Below are 17,877 nucleotides of genomic sequence, written 5' to 3' on the forward strand. Positions count from 1 at the left end.
GAACTTGCTCGAGTGGCGTTTGACCCAAGGAGTGGGCGGCGGTTATATGCGTTTGCCGTCGATGTGCCTGACGAAGGCGTATTACCGACAGACTGTCGCCTTCTACAACATTAGACTGTCGCGACCTGTCGAGGAGTGCTGCATGGATATTTTCGGTATTGCGGTGTTGATCTTTCTGGTGACCGATCCGTTCGGCAATATCGCCATCTATATCGCCGCGCTGAAGAATGTCGCGCCCAAGCGCCGGCTGTGGGTGGCGGGGCGCGAGTTGCTCTGTGCCCTGGCCTTGCTCCTGCTGTTCCTGACCTTTGGTGACAAAGCCCTCAACGCCCTCGGCCTGTCGCGCGAGGCAATCGCGATTGCCGGCGGTATCATCCTGTTCGTGATCGCCATGCGCATGATCTTTCCCGGCCCGCAGGGGCTGCTCGGCGATACTCCGGACGGCGAGCCCATGCTGGTGCCGCTGGCCACTCCGGCGGTGGCCGGCCCCTCGGCCCTGGCGGTGTTGATGACCCTGCGCAATACCCATGAAGGGCCACTCTGGGAACTCTACCTGGCGGTCATCCTGGCCTGGGCGGCGACCGCCTTTATCCTGTTGCAGGCCTCGTTCCTGCAGCGCTTCCTCGGCCCCCGCGGGCTGACCGCAGTGGAGCGACTGATGGGCATGCTGTTGATCATGCTCAGCGTCGACATGCTGCTGGATAACCTGCAGAGCGTGTTGCATATCCGCCCATGAGAATCCTTTGCCTGGCCCTGTCGATCACCCTGCTCGCCGGCTGTACCAGCGGTCCGCGGATCGACGACCGCTACACTGCGATCGGCCAGAACAGCCGGGTGCAGTACATCGTCCTGCACTACACCTCGACCGACCTGCCGCGCTCCTTACGCCTGCTGACCGGGGAGGAAGTCAGCAGCCATTACCTGATCGGCGATGCGCCGCCGACCATCTACCGCCTGGTCGATGAAAACCGCCGTGCCTGGCATGTCGGCGACAGCCAGTGGCAGGGGCGCACCTGGCTCAATGGCACCTCGATCGGCATCGAACTGGTCAACCAGGGCTACTACGAGGGTCCCGCCGGGCGCTACTGGCAACCCTATGCCCCGGCGCAGATCGACGCCTTGATCGAACTGCTCGAGGACATCGTGCGCCGCCACCAGCTGCCCCCCGGCAGCATCCTCGGCCACAGCGACGTGGCGCCGCAGCGCAAGGTCGATCCGGGGCCGCTGTTTCCCTGGAAGCGCCTGGCCGATGCCGGCCTGCTGCCCTGGCCGGATGCCCAGGCCGTGGCGCAGCAGCAGGCCTTGTTCGCCAAGAGCCTGCCCACGGTGGCCTGGTTTCAGCAGCAGCTGCAGCGCCAGGGCTATCGGGTGCCCGAGCATGGTGAGCTGGATGAGGCCACGCGCAACGTGCTGGCCGCCTTCCAGATGAAGTACCGCCAGGCGCGCTACGACGGCGAGCCGGATGCCGAGACGGCAGCGCTGCTGATGGTGCTGGGCGGGCCTGCCCGCTAGCTTGAGCGAAGGCCTGCGACTCAATCCGGCGTCGCCCGCTGTCCGGCGGGCCGAGGCCGCCTGGCCGTGCGCATCACTGACGAGCGGGTGCCGGTGCGCACGGCGTACGAGCCGCTGTCAGCGAAACAACAACTCCGAGACGGCCTGCTAATTACCCGTGAGCGCCCGCGATCGCGGCCTGTCGCCGGGCACCTCCTGGTGCGCCAGGAACTGCACGCGGCGCCATCGTGCAGCGATTGCCCGGGCTGCCGTGGTAATTGCGCGCAGGTACTGCTGGACAAAAATTGTATACAAAGCATAGGATATTTGCTCATGTAGTTGCCTGCATAACGCATACAAAAATAACAGCGAGAACCCCAGCATGACGACTTCACCTGTTACGTCGCCTTCTGCGCAGCGTCCGGAAGACGAAAACCTCGGTATCGGCGCCAACCTTGCTTATGGCTTGCAGCATGTGCTGACCATGTACGGCGGCATCGTCGCCGTGCCGCTGATCATCGGTCAGGCCGCCGGCTTGTCGCCGGCGGACATCGGCTTGCTGATCGCCGCCTCGCTGTTTGCCGGTGGCCTGGCGACCCTGCTGCAAACCATCGGCCTGCCGTTCTTCGGCTGTCAGTTGCCGCTGGTCCAGGGCGTGTCCTTCGCCGGCGTGGCGACCATGATCGCGATAATCGGCAGTGACGGCGCCGGGGGCATGCCTGCGGTACTCGGCGCGGTGATTGCCGCGGCCTTTATCGGCTTGCTGATCACCCCGGTGTTCTCGCGGATCACCAAGTTCTTTCCGCCACTGGTGAACGGTATCGTCATCACCACCATCGGCCTGACCCTGATGCCGGTCGCCGCGCGTTGGGCGATGGGCGGCAACAGCCAGGCAGCGGATTTCGGCAGCATGGCCAATATAGGTCTGGCGGCGCTGACCCTGGTCACCGTGTTGCTGCTGAGCAAACTCGGCAGCGCCAGCATCTCGCGCCTGTCGATTCTGCTGGCCATGGTCATCGGCACGCTGGTGGCTGTGGCGCTGGGCATGGCGGACTTCTCCAAGGTTGGCGAAGGACCGCTGCTGGCCTTCCCGACTCCGTTCCATTTCGGCATGCCGACCTTCCACATCGCGGCGATCATTTCGATGCTGATCGTGATCATCGTCACCCTGGTGGAAACCTCGGCGGACATCCTCGCGGTCGGTGACATCATCGAGACCAAGGTGGACTCCAAACGCCTGGGCAACGGCCTGCGCGCCGACATGATCTCCAGTATGTTCGCGCCGATCTTCGGCTCGTTCACCCAGAGCGCATTCGCCCAGAACGTTGGCCTGGTTGCGGTGACCGGGGTCAAGAGCCGTTACGTGGTGGCCACCGGCGGCCTGATCCTGGTGACCCTGGGCCTGCTGCCGGTGATGGGCCGTCTGGTTGCCGCGGTGCCCACCTCGGTGCTCGGCGGTGCCGGCGTGGTGCTGTTCGGCACGGTCGCGGCGAGCGGCATCCGCACCCTGTCCAAGGTCGACTACCGCAACAACATGAACCTGATCATAGTCGCCACCTCGCTCGGCTTCGGCATGATCCCCATCGCCGCGCCGACCTTCTATCACCACTTCCCGGCCTGGTTCGAAACCATCTTCCACTCCGGCATCAGCTCGGCGGCGATCATGGCGATCCTGCTGAACCTAGCGTTCAACCACGTCAGGACCGGCAACTCGGATCAGCAGTCGGTCTTCGTCGCCGCCAGCGAACGCACCTTGCGCTACCAGGATGTCGCCGCGCTGAACGATGGCGACTACTTCAAGGGCGGCAAGCTGTTCGATGCCGAGGGCAAGGAGGTACCGCTGGTGGTGGAAAGTGCCCCGGCGATGAGGTCAGCGGCAGTCGCATCGACAGCCGACAGTTAGGACCGGACATATACCTGAGACGCTGTGAAGACCTCTCGCCACGGCACTCGACACCCGCGGCCCCCTGTACGAGGCTCCGGCATCAGCCTGGACAGGCCGATGCCGGGAAAAGTTGCTCGCCGTGGCGCCAAGACTGCCACTCAGAGCGGCAGCTCCAGATAGAAGTGCGCGCCCTGTCCCGGTCGCGACTGCACGCCGATGCGCCCGCCGTGCAGTTGGGCGATCTCCTTGCACAGCGCCAGGCCGAGGCCGGCGCCGCCGGTCTTGCGGCCGACCTGGACGAACGGCTCGAATACCCGCGCCTGCTGGCTGTAGGGAATGCCCTCGCCATCATCCTCGACGGCCAGGATCACCCGCTGCCCCTGGCGCCGCGCCTGCAGACGGATCTGCCCGCCGGCATGACTGTGGCGCAGGGCGTTGCCGAGCAGGTTGTCGAGGGTTCGTTCAATCTGCAGGCGGTCCAGATCGATCTCCGGCAGCGCGCCGCCGACCTCGACACTCAGCGTGACCTGGCGCTCGCCGGCCTGGGCGGCGAAGCGCTGTTGCGCCTGCAGCAGCAATTGCTCGAGGTCGCAGGGGCGCCTGTCGAGCTGCTGCAGGCCATTCTGGTAGCGCGAGAAATTCAGCAGGTCGTTGATCAGCAGGAGCAGGCGGCGCATTTCTTCGTCGACGGTGCGCAGCAGCTTGCTCTCGCGCGCCTCGGGCGGGAAGTGCAGGCGTTCCTGCAGCAGGCCGAAGGCCATGTGCATGCCGGTCACCGGGGTGCGCAGTTCATGCGAGGCCCGCAACACGAATTCGTTGCGCACGCGTTCGAAGGCGCGCTGTTCGGTGACGTCGTGCAGCACCATCACCGCGCCGTGAACCCGTTCGTCGTTGAGACTGACCGGGGTCAGGCTGTAGGTCAGCAGCCGGATCTCGCCGTCGGCTTCGACCTGCAGGTCTTCCGGTGCCTGTTCCAGGCCTTCGCCGCGCATGACCCGTTGCAACTGCTCGTCCAATCCCGGGCGCTGCAGGGCCTGACTGATGCTCACCCCGCGCGGCTGGTCGTACCAGCCGAGCTGGCGCTGGGCTACCTGATTGAAGTGATCGAGCAGGCCGCTGCGGTCGAAAATCAGCAGGCCGTCGTCGATGCTGTCGAGTACCGCCTGCAAGCGCCGCTGCTCGGTGAGCAAGGTCTCGATATCGCTGTTCTTGAATTGCCGCAGCGACTCGGCCATCACGCCGAAACGCTGGCTCAAGGACGAGAGTTCGGCGACCGGAGTAGACGGCAGGTTGACCTGGAAATCGCCCTGACTGATCCGCTCGGCCGCCAGGGTCAGGGCCTCGAGTGGCTGGCCGAAATACTGGGCGATGCTGTGCGCGGTGACGAAACCAAGCAACAGCACAGCCACGCCGATCAGACCGAGCAGCGCGGCAATCAGGGTGGCGCGCTCCTGCGAACTCTGTTCGGCGCTTTGCAGCGCGGTGAAATAACGCATTTGCACGGCATTGATGCGCTCGCGCAGGGCCTCCAGCGACTGACCGAAAGCGGCAGAGCCGAGCAGCTCCTGGCGCTTCGGCAAGGGTTTATCCAGCAGTTCCCGATAGAGCACGTAAGCGCGCGCGATCTCGCTCAGGGCCTGGCGATCGCGGTCGTCCAGGGCGCCTGCGCGGATCTGCTCGAGCCAGTCGTTAAAACGACGGTCGGAGGCCTGCAAGGCCTGGTGGTCGCGGCTTTCCGGCAACTGCAGGATCAGCTGCTTGCCCAGCTCCAGGCGCAGGCCGAGGGTGGCGTCGATAATACTCAGGCTGTGGGTCATCGCCTGGCTTTGCGTCTTGGTCAGCTGCAACACGCTGAACATGCCCAGCAGCAGGCCGAGCAGGGCCACGGTGATCAGCGCACTGCTGTTGAGGAAGAGCCGGCTACGCAGCTTCACAGGTTGAACTGCTTGCGTTTGCGGTACAGGGTCGAGGCATCGATGCCGAGGGTTTTTGCCGCCTGGTCGAGGGTTTCGCTACTGACCAGCACGGCGCTGATATGGGCTTTCTCCAGCTCTTCCAGGCTCATCGTGCTGCCGATGCGCAGGCCGTTGCCGTTCAGCTGCTCGCCGAGACCCAGGTGGCTGACCTCGACCAGCGGCTGGGTGCAGATGATGCTGGCGCGTTCGACTACATTGCGCAGTTCGCGAATGTTGCCGGGCCAGGCATAGGCCAGTAACGCCGCGCGCGCCGCGTCACTGAAACCCCGCACCGGGCGGGCATATTCCTTGACGAAGCGGGCGAGGAAACGCTCGGCCAGCGCCAGCAGGTCTTCGCTGCGCTCGCGTAGCGGTGGCAGCTTGAGGGTGATGACGTTGAGGCGGTAGAGCAGGTCTTCACGAAACTGACCGTCCTTGACCATGTCGTCAAGCATGCGATTGGTGGCGGCGAGGATGCGTACGTCGGCCTGGCGCGTCACCGGGTCGCCGACCCGTTCGTATTGCTTGTCCTGGATGAAACGCAGCAACTTGGGTTGCAGGGTCAGCGGGAAGTCGCCGATCTCGTCGAGGAACAGGCTGCCACCGTCGGCCTGATTGACCCGGCCGCGGGTGCTTTCACTGGCGCCGGTGAAGGCGCCGCGGCTATGACCGAACAGTTCGCTTTCCATCAGTTCGGCGGTCAGCGAGGGGCAGTTGATGGTCACGCAGAATTTTTTCGCCCGCCGGCTCCAGCCATGAATGGCCTGCGCCAGTTCACCCTTGCCGGTGCCGGATTCGCCGAGAATGAGGATATTGGCGTCGGTAGCGGCGACTTGGCGCGCGGTCTCCAGGATCGCCATCATCGCCGGGTTGTTCGAATCGAGATCCTGCTTGCTGTTGCGCACCTGGCCTTCCAGCGCTTCCAGGCGCGTGGACATGTGGCGCATTTCCAGCTGCTTGGCCGCCGCCACGCGCAGTTGCTCGGGACTGCAGGGTTTGACCAGGTAATCCGCCGCCCCGGCCTGGATGGCGTCGACCGCGGTATCCACCGCCGACAGGGCGGTAACGATCACCACGTGCATCCAGGGCGCCTGCACACGCATCTGCGCCAGTACGTCGAGGCCGTTGTCCTCGCCCAGGCGCAGATCGAGGAAGCACAGGTCGAACACCTGGCGTTGCAGCAGCGTTTCAGCCTGATTGGCGCTGTTGGCCGTGGCAACCTGATGACCGGCGTCCTCCAGGCAGTAACGGAAGGTGCGCAGGATCGCCGCTTCGTCATCGACCAGCAGGATGCGCCCGCCCGGTTGTGCTGCGTCCATGTCCATCTCCAGAGGCTGACTATAAGGATTAGTCCCAGCGATTTCGTGCAAGTTGCATGACCAGTATGCGGCGATCTTGCAAAGTGCATGCTAGCGCTTTTGAATCTAGTTAATAAGCTATTGATATATAACGGTTTAATTTAAATCAATGGGCTGGCACAGGCTCTGCAAGAGTCCACTCACACATAGCTGCCGCAGGTGGCTCGTAAGTGGATTCGATAGGAGTACTGCCATGCATCAGTTGAAAACTCTGGCCCTGGCCACCGCGACCGCCAGTCTGTTCGCCTTCATGCCCTTGGCGGCCTACGCCGAGCAGGGCGACCTGAGCAGTCAGCTCACTGAAGCTCGTCAGGAAGGCTCGATCTGGACGGCATTCGCCCTCAACCGTCACCTCAGTCCGTTCAAGATCGATGTGGATGTCGAGAACGGCAGCGCGCTGCTCACCGGCAGCGTGGAAACTGCTGTCGAGCGTGATCTCGCCGAGCAGGTCGCGTTGGGCATCGACGGGGTGAACAAGGTCGATAACCAGCTGCAGATCGATCCGAAGATCGAACCTGCGGTCAGCAGCGAACCGACCCTGGCGCAGCGTTTCGACGACGCCACCCTGGTCGCCACGGTGAAATCCAAGCTGCTGTGGAATCGCAACACCGAAGGCCTGGACATCAAGGTGACCAGCGACAACGGTGTGGTGACCCTCACTGGCAGTGCCCAGTCTGCGGCGGCCAAGGAACTGGCCGGGCGTCTGGCGGCCAATACCGAGGGCGTACGCCAGGTGCATAACCAGCTCAGCGTCAGCGCCGACGAGACTACGGCGGCAAAAGCGCAGAACGTCGCGACTGATGCCGGGGCGGCAATCAGCGATGCCTGGATCACCAGCAAGGTCAAATCCAGCCTGCTCTACAGCCGCAACGTCGACGGCCTGAATATCTCGGTGGCGACCAAGGCCGGTCAGGTCACGCTCGGCGGCAGCGTGCAGAGCGAGGCCGAGAAGCAGCTGGCGATCGAGACCGCCCGCAACATCCGCGGCGTGCGGTCGGTGAAAGCCGCAGGCCTGAAAGTCACTGGTTAAACGCTTACTGCCGGGTTCCCTGCGCTGGCCGTCGTGCAAAACGACCGGCGGCCGGCAGCGGATCGTGCCGGATGCCCGTATCCGTTGCCGGATTTATTTTTATCTTGTTGATCTTAATGACTTTTTATTTTCAGTTCAGCTGGCACGACCGCTGCGCTAGTTAAGCTATCAGCCCCAGCGCCCGCATCCATGCCGGCCGGGTACCGGACAACCCAGGCAAGACTGGGAGGAGTTTCAGGATGAACCGCCGTCATTTCGATCTCGCATCAAGCGATAAGTATTTGTTGATCGGCAGCGCCTTTTTGCTGGCGCTGATCGGCTTGGTGTTGAGTCGGGATGCCGAGGTGGCAGCCTCCCCTGCGGCGATGCTTGCTCCAGCCCTGCCGATAGCCGCTACGACGGGTGGAGTGGTGATGGTTCGAGGCATGCAGCAGATCAGCCGCGATAGTCTGGCGCCAACCTGGAGCGACTCCTCGCGCAAAGTCAGTTGGGTGTTCTAGCCATGTACATGCAGCTGCAGGCGCGCAAGACGGCCCTCTGTGCGGTGGTCTTGTTGCTGGCGATTCTGCTGGCCCTGTCAGGCGTGATGTTCGGCGGCACGCTGCTGGCAGGCCAATGGCTGTGGGGCAATCATGCCGAGGAGCATGTCATGCCGTGGCAGCGATGCAACGACGGGTTAGATCGCGCCGGGAAAGTGTTTGCAATGCCCGCGCGCGGCAGCACAACTGTAAATTCGACACATATTTTGCAAGACCTCACGCACCAAGGAGCAACGCCATGTTGAGCTGGGCCATAACTTTTCTGATCATCGCCATCGTCGCAGCCGTATTGGGTTTCGGTGGTATCGCCGGCACTGCCACGGGCATTGCGAAGATCCTCTTCGTGGTGTTCCTGGTGATGTTTATCGTGTCGTTCATCATGGGCCGCCGCCCACGGGGCTAGCTGTCTGTGGCCGGATCCTGGCAGCGCCTGCCGCCCTGCTGAAGCGCTCTCGCAGGGCGCCATCTTTCGCCAGGGCCGCCTCCAGTCAGCACACAAGCTGCGCGCGGCCACCTTGAGCCACGCTATCATCCGCCCATCGATTGGGGGTGGATGATGCTGAACGGCTTGTGGCTGGGCTTTTTCGTGGTGGCGGCGCTGGCGGCATTGTCGCGCTGGTTGCTGGGTGACGATCCGGCGGTGTTCGCCGCGATGGTCGAGAGCCTGTTCGCCATGGCCAAGCTGGCGGTCGAGGTGATGGTCGTGCTGTTCGGCACCCTGACCCTGTGGCTGGGCTTTCTGCGCATCGCCGAGAAGGCCGGCCTGGTCGACCTCCTGGGCCGCGCGCTGGGGCCGTTGTTCGCGCGGCTGATGCCCGAGGTGCCGCGCGGCCATCCGGCGCTGGGCTTCATTACCCTCAACTTCGCCGCCAACGGCCTGGGCCTGGACAACGCCGCCACGCCGATCGGCCTGAAAGCCATGAAGGCCCTGCAGGAGCTGAACCCGAGCAAGCTGGTGGCGAGCAACGCGCAGATCCTCTTCCTGGTGCTCAATACCTCGTCGCTGACCCTGCTGCCGGTGTCGATCTTCATGTACCGGGTGCAACAGGGCGCCGACGACCCGACCCTGGTCTTTCTGCCGATCCTCCTGGCCACCAGCGCCTCGACCCTGGCCGGCCTGCTGGCGGTGGCCCTGGTGCAGCGCCTGCGCCTGTGGGATCCGGTGGTGCTGGCCTACCTGATTCCCGGTGCGCTGCTGCTCGGTGGCTTCATGGCGCTGCTCGCCGGTCTCTCGGCCACGGCGCTGGCGGCGCTGTCCTCGCTGCTCGGCAACCTCACCCTGTTCGGCCTGATCCTGGTGTTCCTGCTGGTCGGCGCCCTGCGCCGGGTGCCGGTCTACGAGAGCTTTATCGAAGGCGCCAAGGAAGGCTTCGAGGTGGCCAAGAACCTCTTGCCCTACCTGGTCGCCATGCTCTGCGCGATCGGCGTGCTGCGCGCCTCCGGAGCCCTGGATTTCGGCCTGGACGGCGTGCGCGCCGTGGTCCAGTGGCTGGGCTGGGACACCCGCTTCATCGACGCCCTGCCCACCGCGCTGATGAAACCGTTCTCCGGCAGCGCGGCGCGGGCCATGCTGATCGAGACCATGCAGAGCTTCGGCGTGGACAGCTTCCCCGCCCTGCTGGCGGCGACGGTACAGGGCAGTACCGAGACCACCTTCTACGTGCTGGCGGTGTATTTCGGCGCGGTCGGCATCCAGCGCGCCCGCCACGCCGTGGCCTGTGCGCTGTTCGCCGACCTGGCCGGGATCCTCGCCGCCATCGGCGTGTGCTACTGGTTCTTCGGCTGAGCGGCGCAGCCATCAGGCGTCGACCGTTGAGGGGCGCGCTCCGGTGCCGGCGAGACACTGGTGGGAGGACCGCGACGCACCAGCGCCGCTAAAGCGCCTCCCACGGTCAATTGCTGGTGGCCCAGTGTGCCGGCTATTCAACCACCTTGAAGCGCAGCACGCCGATCATCTGTCCGGCCTCGGTCATGACCTGCACCTGCCAGTTGCCGAGCGGGTCGGCGGGGAAGTTCTGCTTGTGGGTCCAGGCGCGGTAGCCTTTCTTGCGCCCGCCGTGGATGTCCAGGGCGATGCGCTCGAGCTCGCGGCCGTTATGCCGCCAGACGTGGTAGATGCGTTCGTTCAAGCCGCGCGGTGCGTTGATCGCGGTGTAGGCGAACAGGCCCTGGGCGCGCAATTGCGCGGCGCTGAGCTGCTTGAGCCTGGCGCCCGGCGCGCGGTTGCGGTCATCGAACTCGCTGGACACTGCGACCTCGGTCAGCCACAGCGTTGCCGGCGGCACCCAGGAGCGCGCCAGCCAGCCGGTCGCGCCCAGCGCCAGGGTCAAGCCGACCAGTAACATGCCGCGCCACCAGCGCTGCACGGTGATGATGCCGATCAGGCTGGGAAACGACAGGATCACCGCGGTGGCCAGGGCCAACTGGTAGCTCTGCGGGGTGGTCAGCTTGAAGATGATCGGCAGGGCGGTGAGCATGACCGCGAACAGCGCCAGGGTGTGGTAGGCGAGGAACAGCCAGCGCCGCGGCGCCAGCCACTTGTAGTACAGCGGATCGATGATCGAGACCAGCGCGGCCACCGCCAGCACGCCGCTGAACAGCGCCTGGCCGCTGTTCCAGGTGGTGGTGATGAAGAAGAACGGCAGGACGAAGAACAGGCTTTCCTGGTGGATCATCTGGGTCGCGTAGCGCAGCAGCGGCGGCGGCAGCTCGAAGCCGAACCAGCGGGCGATCTGCTCGCGCAGGATGTTTTCCAGGATCAGCCACAGCCAGCTGACCAGCATCACCGTGGCCAGCACCTGGGCCAGTTCGGCCTGACGCTCGACCAGCAGGAAGCTCGCCAGCCCCGAGGCAAAACCGAAGATCGCCACCAGCCCCGGATTGCGCTGGATCAGGGCGAACAGGCGGAGCAGCTGGTTTTTTCCGCGCGCGAGTAGGGTCAAGGGCTGGCTCATGGCAGTGGCCGAAGTCGGCGAGTAGCCGAGAATACTCCTTGTGCCCGACGCCTGTGTCCAGCGCCGTCTGCCGCGCCTCAGTGATTGCGCTTCTGCCCCCAGAAATGTTCGACCAGGGCCTGCAGGCGATCGGCCAGGGCGGCGACCCGGCTGGCGCTGCTGCGACTCTGGCAGCCGGCCGCCACGTTGCTCTCGCTGGCCAGACGGATGCCGCCGAGGCTGCGCTGGATGTCGTCGCCGACTGTACTCTGCTGCTCGACGGCGGCGGCGATCTGCAGGTTCATGTCGCTGATCTGGCTGACTCTCTGGTTGATACCTTCGAGCGCCTGGGCGGCCTGTAGCGCGTGGGCAACGCTGGCTTCGGCCTGTTGCTGGCTACGGCTCATGGCAGCCACGGCGTTGCTGGTGCCCTGCTGCAGGTTGCTAATGATGACGTGGATTTCCGCAGTGGACTGCTGGGTGCGCGAGGCCAGGCCGCGCACCTCGTCGGCGACCACGGCGAAACCGCGACCGGCCTCGCCGGCCCGCGCTGCCTCGATCGCAGCGTTGAGGGCGAGCAGGTTGGTCTGTTCGGCAATGCTCTGGATCACTTCCAGGGCGCGATTGATCTCCTGGCTGTGCAACTCCAGTTGGTGGATCACCTGGCTGCTCTGCTGTACTTCGCTGGCCAGCACGGCGATCGACTGCCGGGTGTGTTCGACCAGCTGTAGACCGCTGCCGGTTTCCAGGTCGGCGGCGCCGGCCGCGCTGGCGCTGAGCTGGGCATGCCGTGCCACCTCCTGCACGCTGCAGGTCATCTGGCCGATGGCACTGGCGACCTGATCGGTTTCGCCCTGTTGCTGCAGGGTTGCCTGGCTGCTGCTGTCGACGGCAGCGACCAGCTGTCCGGCTTCGCCACTCAACTGCCGGGCCGAGTCGGCCATCCGCCCGATCACGGCGCCGGTTTCGGCCTGCAGGCTATGCAGGGCGAAGGCGATTTGGCCGAAGCAGTCGTTACGCCCGGTGTACACCAGTTGGCTCAGCGGGTTGTCGGCAATCGCGCGGGCCTGGCGGGTCAAGTCCGTCAGCGGCCGCAGGCCAAGGTGCAGCACACCGGCCAGCAGCCCGCCGAGCAATACGCCACCACCGAGGGCAGGCAGCAGCGGCAGAGCGCCGCTGACCCCGAGCAGCGTCGCGGCGAGCAGGCCGGGTACCGCGCAGAGCAGGCCGAGGCGCTGCGCCAGGCTCAGTCGCGGCGCCCGCAACCGCAGCGGATTGCGCCCGGCGCGCAGTTCGCCATACAGATGCTCGGCACGCGCGACCCCTTGCGGCGAAGCCTGAGTGCGCACCGATTGGTATTCCACCACCTGACCATTGCGCAGCACCGGGGTGACATAGGCACTGACCCAGTAATGGTCGCCGTTGTTGCAGCGATTCTTCACCAGCCCCATCCACGAACGGCCAGCCTTGAGCGTGCGCCAGAGGCCGGCGAAGGCCTGCGCCGGCATGTCCGGGTGGCGCACGATGTTGTGGTTGCGGCCGAGCAACTCGGCTTCGCTGAAACCGCTGATGGCGACGAAGTCCGGATTGACGTAACTCAGCGTACCCTTCAGATCGGTGGTGGTGAGGATATTGGCCTGGGCGTCGACGGAGCTGGCACGGCCGCTGACGGGCAAGTTGAGCTTCATGGGGGCTCTCGCGTTTTCTTGCTATGGAAGGAAAGGGGCGGGCTGCAACAGGCAGTAGAGGCCCTCGAAGCAGTCCTCGCCGCTGAACAGACGCTCCTGCTCGACCGCCGTGCCGCTGATGAATGTCTTGTCCACCTTAAGGGTGTGCAGCGGGAGGCGGTTGCGGTAGCCGAGCGAGGAGTCGCCGGAGCCGAAGTCGTCCGGCGCCAACTGGATACCCGGGTTGGCCAGCGGGTCGCGGTGCAGCTCGAGCATGCTCGGCCAGCGCTCGGAGAGGGCTCGAGGACGCCGATGCAGGACGGCTGCAGCCCGGCTGAGCGGCTCGACATCGACCGCGTTCCAGTCGAGAAAGCGCAGACGCGGGCTGATTTCTTTGCGGTAAAGACACGACGTGTTGGAGCAGTTCCTGGAATTCTTGCTCATGTCCATGGATAGTCCCTTACATTTCGCAGCGCAAAAAAAAGCGCCGAGGCGAGTCATCTACAACAGATGACTCACCTCGGCGCTCTGTCTTGCAGGTCCATATGCCCTGCCCGGCAAAGCGGGTCTACGCCGAAGCGAAACCACTAGTGAAGAGGGGTTTTACCCGATTCTGAATTGTCCGACAAGTCCTCTAGCATGCGGCTCAGGCGTTTACGCAGTTGCCCCAGTTGCGCCGACTTGAAAGCATGCCGGGTCTGCTCCAGCACCTCGATGGCATCGCTGAGCAGAGCCTGTACGGCACCGGTCTGATGCGGCGGCAGTGCCTGCAGCCAGCGACAGCTTGCGGCCTGACTGCAGTCGTCCGGCTGGTCGAGCACTTCGCAGCCCGGCACCTGGGCCTGCAACAATTGCCGGACCCGGCTGGCGCATTGCGGTTGGGGCAGGATCACGAACAAACGGGTCTTGTGCATGGTGGCAACTCAATGGCGAATTGCCACCAAGGCTAGCGCGCCCGCTCTGCGGATCTATTGATCAGGGTCAGTGTCGCGCGGGCCTGCCCTTGGCTGGCCGATTACCGCCTAAAAGCGCATTGCACCGTGCAAATTTTGTCTGAACGGTTAGACTTTCCCGCTTCCGGCCGCATCCCATGAGGTTAGTGCGGCTTAACCACAAGCAGAAAAGGAGCTCCCCCATGAAAGGCAAATCCCTGGCATGGGTCCTGTCGGCGGCACTCGCGGGTATCACCCTGAGTGGCGCGGTACAGGCCGAAGAAAAATTCGTCACCATCGGCACCGGCGGTCAGACCGGGGTTTACTACGTGGCTGGGCAGTCGATCTGCCGCTTCGTCAACCGTGGCACCAGCGAGCACGGCATCAAGTGCAACGCCCCGGCCAGTGGCGGCGGCGTGGCCAACGTCAACGGCCTGCGCAGCGGCGAGTTCAACTTCGGCATCATGCAGTCGGACCACCAGTTCAAGGCGCTCAACGGTGTGGCGCCGTTCGAGGCCGAAGGCGCGATGGACGATATCCGTGCCTTGTTCTCCCTGCAGAGCGAAGTCTTCACCCTGCTCGCCCGCCGCGATGCCAAGATCGCCAGCCTCGACGATCTCAAGGGCAAGCGCGTCAACGTCGGCAACCCGGGCTCCGGGCAGCGCGACACCCTCGACGAAATCATGCGGGTCAAGGGCTGGGACAAGTCGGTGTTCGCCCTGTCCGCCGAGCTCAAGCCGGCCGAGCAGGCCAGCGCCCTGGGCGACAACAACATCGACGCCATGACCTACTTCGTCGGCCACCCCAATGGCGCGATCCAGGAAGCCACCACCACCACCGACGCCGTGCTGGTGCCGGTAAGCGGCGCCGAGATCGACCAGCTGCTGGCCGAGAAGAGCTACTACACCAAGGCCGAAATCCCCGGTGGCCTGTACAAGGGCAACGATGCGCCTACCACCTCGATCGGCGGCAAGGCGGTGCTCTCCACCACGGCCCAGGCCGACCCGGAAGTGGTCTACCAGCTGGTCAAGTCGGTGTTCGACAACCTCGAGCGCTTCAAGCGTCTGCACCCGGCGTTCGCCGACCTCAAGGAAACCGACATGATCAAGGCCGGCCTGACCGCACCGCTGCATGACGGCGCCGTGCGTTATTACAAGGAACGTGGCTGGATGTAAGCCCGTCCGTAGCCCGGCTTAGCGCCAGCGCAATCTGCAGCAGCACTGCCCGGATTGCGCCTGGGTTTATCCGGGCTACCGCCTAAGCTTGAAACAAGCCCGCTGGCCGCAAGGCTGCGGGCTTTGCCGTTTTCCGATTTCCCGAATGCAGGTTTCGCCCCATGCATGACAAGCGACTTTCAACCGCCGAACTGTCCACCGAAGAACTGATCGCCCAGGACGTCGGCGCGCGTATCCCCGTCGGCGCCATGGCCCAGGTGATCGCCGGCCTGGCGCTGCTCTGGTCGCTGTTCCAGCTGTGGATCGCCTCGCCGCTGCCGTTCATCTTCGGTTTCGCCGTACTCAACGACACCGAGACCCGCGCCATCCACCTGGCCTTCGCCCTGCTCCTGGCGTTTCTCGCCTTTCCGGCGTTCAAGCGCTCGCCGCGCGACCGCGTGCCGCTGCTGGATCTCGCCCTCGGGCTGGTGGCCGCGGCCAGTGCCGCCTACCTGTTCATCTTCTACCAGGAGCTGGCGCAGCGCCCCGGCAGCCTGACCACGGCCGACCTGGTCACCGCCTGCATCGGCATTCCGCTGCTGCTCGAGGCCACTCGCCGCGCGCTCGGCCCGCCGCTGGCGATCATCGCCCTGCTGTTCCTCGTCTACAGCCTGGCCGGGCCCTATATGCCGGGCCTGCTGGCGCACCGCGGGGTGAGTTTCACCGCCCTGGCCAACCACCAGTGGATCACCACCGAAGGGGTGTTCGGCATCGCCCTCGGCGTGTCCACCAGCTTCGTGTTTCTCTTCGTGCTGTTCGGTGCCCTGCTCGAACGCGCGGGCGCCGGCCATTACTTCATCCAGCTGGCGTTCAGCCTGCTCGGGCACCTGCGCGGTGGCCCGGCCAAGGCGGCGGTGGTCGCCTCCGGGCTGACCGGAATGATTTCCGGCTCATCGATCGCCAACGTAGTGACCACCGGCACCTTCACCATCCCGATGATGAAGCGCACCGGCTTCTCCGCGGAGAAGGCCGGCGCGGTGGAAGTGGCGGCCTCGGTCAACGGCCAGATCATGCCGCCGGTGATGGGCGCCGCGGCCTTCCTGATGGTCGAGTACATCGGCATGCCCTATGTCGAGATCATCAAGCACGCCTTCTTGCCTGCGGCGATCTCCTACATTGCCCTGCTCTATATCGTCCATCTGGAGGCGCTCAAGCTCGGCCTGCAGCCGATCGGCGGCCATCAGCCCAAGCCCTGGCTGCGCCGCCTGACCGGCTTCGCCTTCGGTGCGACGCTGATCAGCGGTCTGTCCCTGGCCGTCTACTATGGCCTCGGCTGGCTCAAGCCGGCGCTCGGCGACTACGCCCTGCACGGCATCGGCGCGTTGCTGGCGCTGGTCTACCTGGGCCTGCTGAAGATCGCCGCCAGCGTTGCGCCGCTGGCGCCGGAAGACCCGGACGCCCCGCTGGAATCACTGCCCGAGACCCGCGCGGTGCTGCTGTCCGGCCTGCACTTCCTGCTGCCGGTGGTGGTGCTGGTCTGGTGCCTGATGATCGAACGGCTGTCGCCCGGGCTGTCGGCGTTCTGGGGCAGCGTGATGCTGGTGATCATCCTGCTCACCCAGCGCCCGCTGCTGAGCTGGTTGCGCACCGATGGCCTGCATGAACACGGCAATTTCATCGACGGCCTGGTCGACCTGCGCGAAGGCCTGCTGGCCGGCGCGCGCAACATGATCGGCATCGGTATCGCCACCGCGGCGGCGGGGATCATCGTCGGCGCGGTGTCGCAAACCGGGGTCGGCCTGGTATTGGCCGACCTGGTCGAGCTGCTGTCGATGGGCAACCTGTTGCTGATGCTGATGCTCACCGCGGTGTTCAGCCTGGTGCTGGGCATGGGCCTGCCAACCACCGCCAACTACATCGTGGTGTCCAGTCTGCTGGCACCGGTGGTGGTCACCCTCGGCCAGCAGAATGGCCTGATCGTGCCGCTGATCGCGGTGCACCTGTTCGTCTTCTACTTCGGCATCATGGCCGACGTCACCCCGCCGGTGGGCCTGGCCTCGTTCGCCGCCGCCGCGGTGTCCAAGGGCGACCCAATCAGGACCGGGATCACCGCCTTCTACTACAGCCTGCGCACCGCGGCGCTGCCGTTCCTGTTCATCTTCAACACCGACCTGCTGCTGATCGACGTGGACTTCTGGCACGGCGTGCTGATCTTCATCGTCGCCACCGTCGCCATGCTGATCTTCGCCGCCGGCACCCAGGGCTACTTCCTGGTCAGGAGCCGCTGGTACGAAGGGCTGTTGCTGTTGCTGGTGGCCTTCACCCTGTTCCGCCCGGGCTTCTGGATGGACATGGTCCATGACCCCTACCGCGATATTCCACCGGCGCAGCTGGTGCAGGCGCTGGGCGAGGTCGAGGAAGGCAGCCAGTTGCGCCTGCGCATCAGGGGCGAGGACGCGGTCGGCGATCCCCGCGAGTTCGCCCTGCTGCTGCCGGTGCCGGCTGGCGAGACGGGCGAGCAACGCATGGAGAAACTCGGCCTGTTGACCTATGAGGAAGACGGCAAGCTGCTGATCGACAGCGTCACCTTCGGCAGCCCGGCTGCCGAGGCCGGCCTCGAGTTCGACCAGCAGATCCTCATCGTGCGCGCCCCGACCGAGCGCTGGGCCAAGGAGTTGATGTGGCTTCCGGGCTTTATGCTGTTCGCCCTGGTGGTCTGGCTGCAGCGGCGCCGACGCGAGCCGAATGAGGTGCTGCTGGGTAGCTGAGCGGAGAGGCGAATGCGCACTCCTTGGTGAACGAAAAAGGCCGCGGGTTTACTCCGACGATCGTTCCCACGTCGAACCGTCTACGTGGGAACGCCGCCCGTGACGCTCCGGGTCAGCTGCGAAGGCGGCGCCCGGCAAACCGCTCCCGGCTTGCGCCGGGCTACG

At 65.0% G+C, this 17,877-nt stretch carries 15 protein-coding genes and 2 pseudogenes; 10 read left to right on the top strand and 7 right to left on the bottom strand.

Features of this window, described 5'->3' with window-relative positions; translation table 11 throughout:
• The first annotated feature begins 142 nt into the window (after positions 1-142).
• The 3 genes from BM315_RS13430 (at position 143) to BM315_RS13445 (ending at position 3,394) form a co-directional block, all read left to right on the top strand.
• A complete protein-coding gene (locus tag BM315_RS13430; protein WP_090501768.1) occupies positions 143-736 on the top strand; it encodes a MarC family protein in 594 nt (197 codons plus the stop codon).
• On the top strand, positions 733-1,512 hold the full coding sequence (locus tag BM315_RS13435; RefSeq protein WP_090501769.1) for an N-acetylmuramoyl-L-alanine amidase: 780 nt from the start codon (positions 733-735) through the stop codon (positions 1,510-1,512). Before BM315_RS13430 ends, BM315_RS13435 begins: the two co-directional genes overlap by 4 nt.
• Before the next feature lie 361 nt (positions 1,513-1,873).
• On the top strand, positions 1,874-3,394 hold the full coding sequence (locus BM315_RS13445) for a nucleobase:cation symporter-2 family protein (protein WP_090501773.1): 1,521 nt from the start codon (positions 1,874-1,876) through the stop codon (positions 3,392-3,394).
• 140 nt (positions 3,395-3,534) lie between these two features.
• Here BM315_RS13445 and BM315_RS13450 read toward each other — a convergent pair whose 3' ends face one another.
• Together BM315_RS13450 and algB are read right to left on the bottom strand one after the other, a co-directional pair.
• Positions 3,535-5,310 (bottom strand): ATP-binding protein, encoded by a 1,776-nt coding sequence (locus tag BM315_RS13450; protein WP_090501774.1) that lies wholly within the window; start codon positions 5,308-5,310, stop codon positions 3,535-3,537.
• Positions 5,307-6,650, bottom strand: a complete 1,344-nt coding sequence (gene algB / locus BM315_RS13455) for a sigma-54-dependent response regulator transcription factor AlgB (RefSeq protein WP_090501776.1) — start codon at positions 6,648-6,650, stop codon at positions 5,307-5,309. Before algB ends, BM315_RS13450 begins: the two co-directional genes overlap by 4 nt.
• Before the next feature lie 232 nt (positions 6,651-6,882).
• On the opposite strand from algB, the gene BM315_RS13460 reads away from it, so the two are divergent.
• The 5 genes from BM315_RS13460 (at position 6,883) to BM315_RS13480 (ending at position 10,044) form a co-directional block, all read left to right on the top strand.
• The gene (locus BM315_RS13460) at positions 6,883-7,719 is read left to right on the top strand and encodes a BON domain-containing protein (RefSeq protein ID WP_090501778.1); all 837 of its coding nucleotides are present in this window, start codon (positions 6,883-6,885) and stop codon (positions 7,717-7,719) included.
• Positions 7,720-7,958: 239 nt separating this feature from the next.
• Positions 7,959-8,219: a hypothetical protein gene (locus BM315_RS13465; protein WP_090501779.1), complete on the top strand. Its 261-nt coding sequence runs from the start codon at positions 7,959-7,961 to the stop codon at positions 8,217-8,219.
• A 2-nt stretch (positions 8,220-8,221) separates the two neighbouring features.
• Positions 8,222-8,503 carry a hypothetical protein gene (locus tag BM315_RS13470; protein ID WP_090501781.1) on the top strand — a complete coding sequence of 94 codons (282 nt, stop codon included), beginning with the start codon at positions 8,222-8,224 and terminating at the stop codon, positions 8,501-8,503.
• A complete protein-coding gene (locus BM315_RS13475; protein ID WP_013789335.1) occupies positions 8,497-8,661 on the top strand; it encodes a DUF1328 domain-containing protein in 165 nt (54 codons plus the stop codon). Before BM315_RS13470 ends, BM315_RS13475 begins: the two co-directional genes overlap by 7 nt.
• Before the next feature lie 153 nt (positions 8,662-8,814).
• On the top strand, positions 8,815-10,044 hold the full coding sequence (locus BM315_RS13480; RefSeq protein WP_090501883.1) for a nucleoside recognition domain-containing protein: 1,230 nt from the start codon (positions 8,815-8,817) through the stop codon (positions 10,042-10,044).
• A 133-nt stretch (positions 10,045-10,177) separates the two neighbouring features.
• On the opposite strand, the gene BM315_RS13485 is transcribed toward BM315_RS13480, so the two are convergent.
• The 5 genes and pseudogenes from BM315_RS13485 to BM315_RS13500 all read right to left on the bottom strand — a co-directional run bounded on the left by BM315_RS13485 (position 10,178) and on the right by BM315_RS13500 (position 13,772).
• Complete coding sequence (locus tag BM315_RS13485) at positions 10,178-11,200, bottom strand: DUF5924 family protein (RefSeq protein WP_244527297.1); 1,023 nt, start codon at positions 11,198-11,200, stop codon at positions 10,178-10,180.
• An 89-nt stretch (positions 11,201-11,289) separates the two neighbouring features.
• Complete coding sequence (locus BM315_RS25485) at positions 11,290-12,135, bottom strand: methyl-accepting chemotaxis protein (protein WP_425287786.1); 846 nt, start codon at positions 12,133-12,135, stop codon at positions 11,290-11,292.
• A gap of 36 nt (positions 12,136-12,171) precedes the next feature.
• Positions 12,172-12,879 (bottom strand): annotated as a pseudogene (locus tag BM315_RS25490) (PAS domain-containing protein); the annotation flags it as partial.
• 21 nt (positions 12,880-12,900) lie between these two features.
• Positions 12,901-13,098, bottom strand: a pseudogene (locus tag BM315_RS25495) (hypothetical protein); the annotation flags it as partial.
• 347 nt (positions 13,099-13,445) lie between these two features.
• Positions 13,446-13,772: a hypothetical protein gene (locus tag BM315_RS13500; RefSeq protein ID WP_090501789.1), complete on the bottom strand. Its 327-nt coding sequence runs from the start codon at positions 13,770-13,772 to the stop codon at positions 13,446-13,448.
• Positions 13,773-13,993: 221 nt separating this feature from the next.
• On the opposite strand from BM315_RS13500, the gene BM315_RS13505 reads away from it, so the two are divergent.
• Positions 13,994-14,965, top strand: a complete 972-nt coding sequence (locus tag BM315_RS13505) for a TAXI family TRAP transporter solute-binding subunit (protein ID WP_090501791.1) — start codon at positions 13,994-13,996, stop codon at positions 14,963-14,965.
• Positions 14,966-15,126: 161 nt separating this feature from the next.
• A complete protein-coding gene (locus BM315_RS13510) occupies positions 15,127-17,712 on the top strand; it encodes a TRAP transporter permease (protein WP_090501794.1) in 2,586 nt (861 codons plus the stop codon).
• Positions 17,713-17,877 lie beyond the last annotated feature (165 nt).

The organism is Pseudomonas borbori, from assembly GCF_900115555.1.
GTDB classification, from domain to species: domain Bacteria; phylum Pseudomonadota; class Gammaproteobacteria; order Pseudomonadales; family Pseudomonadaceae; genus Aquipseudomonas; species Aquipseudomonas borbori.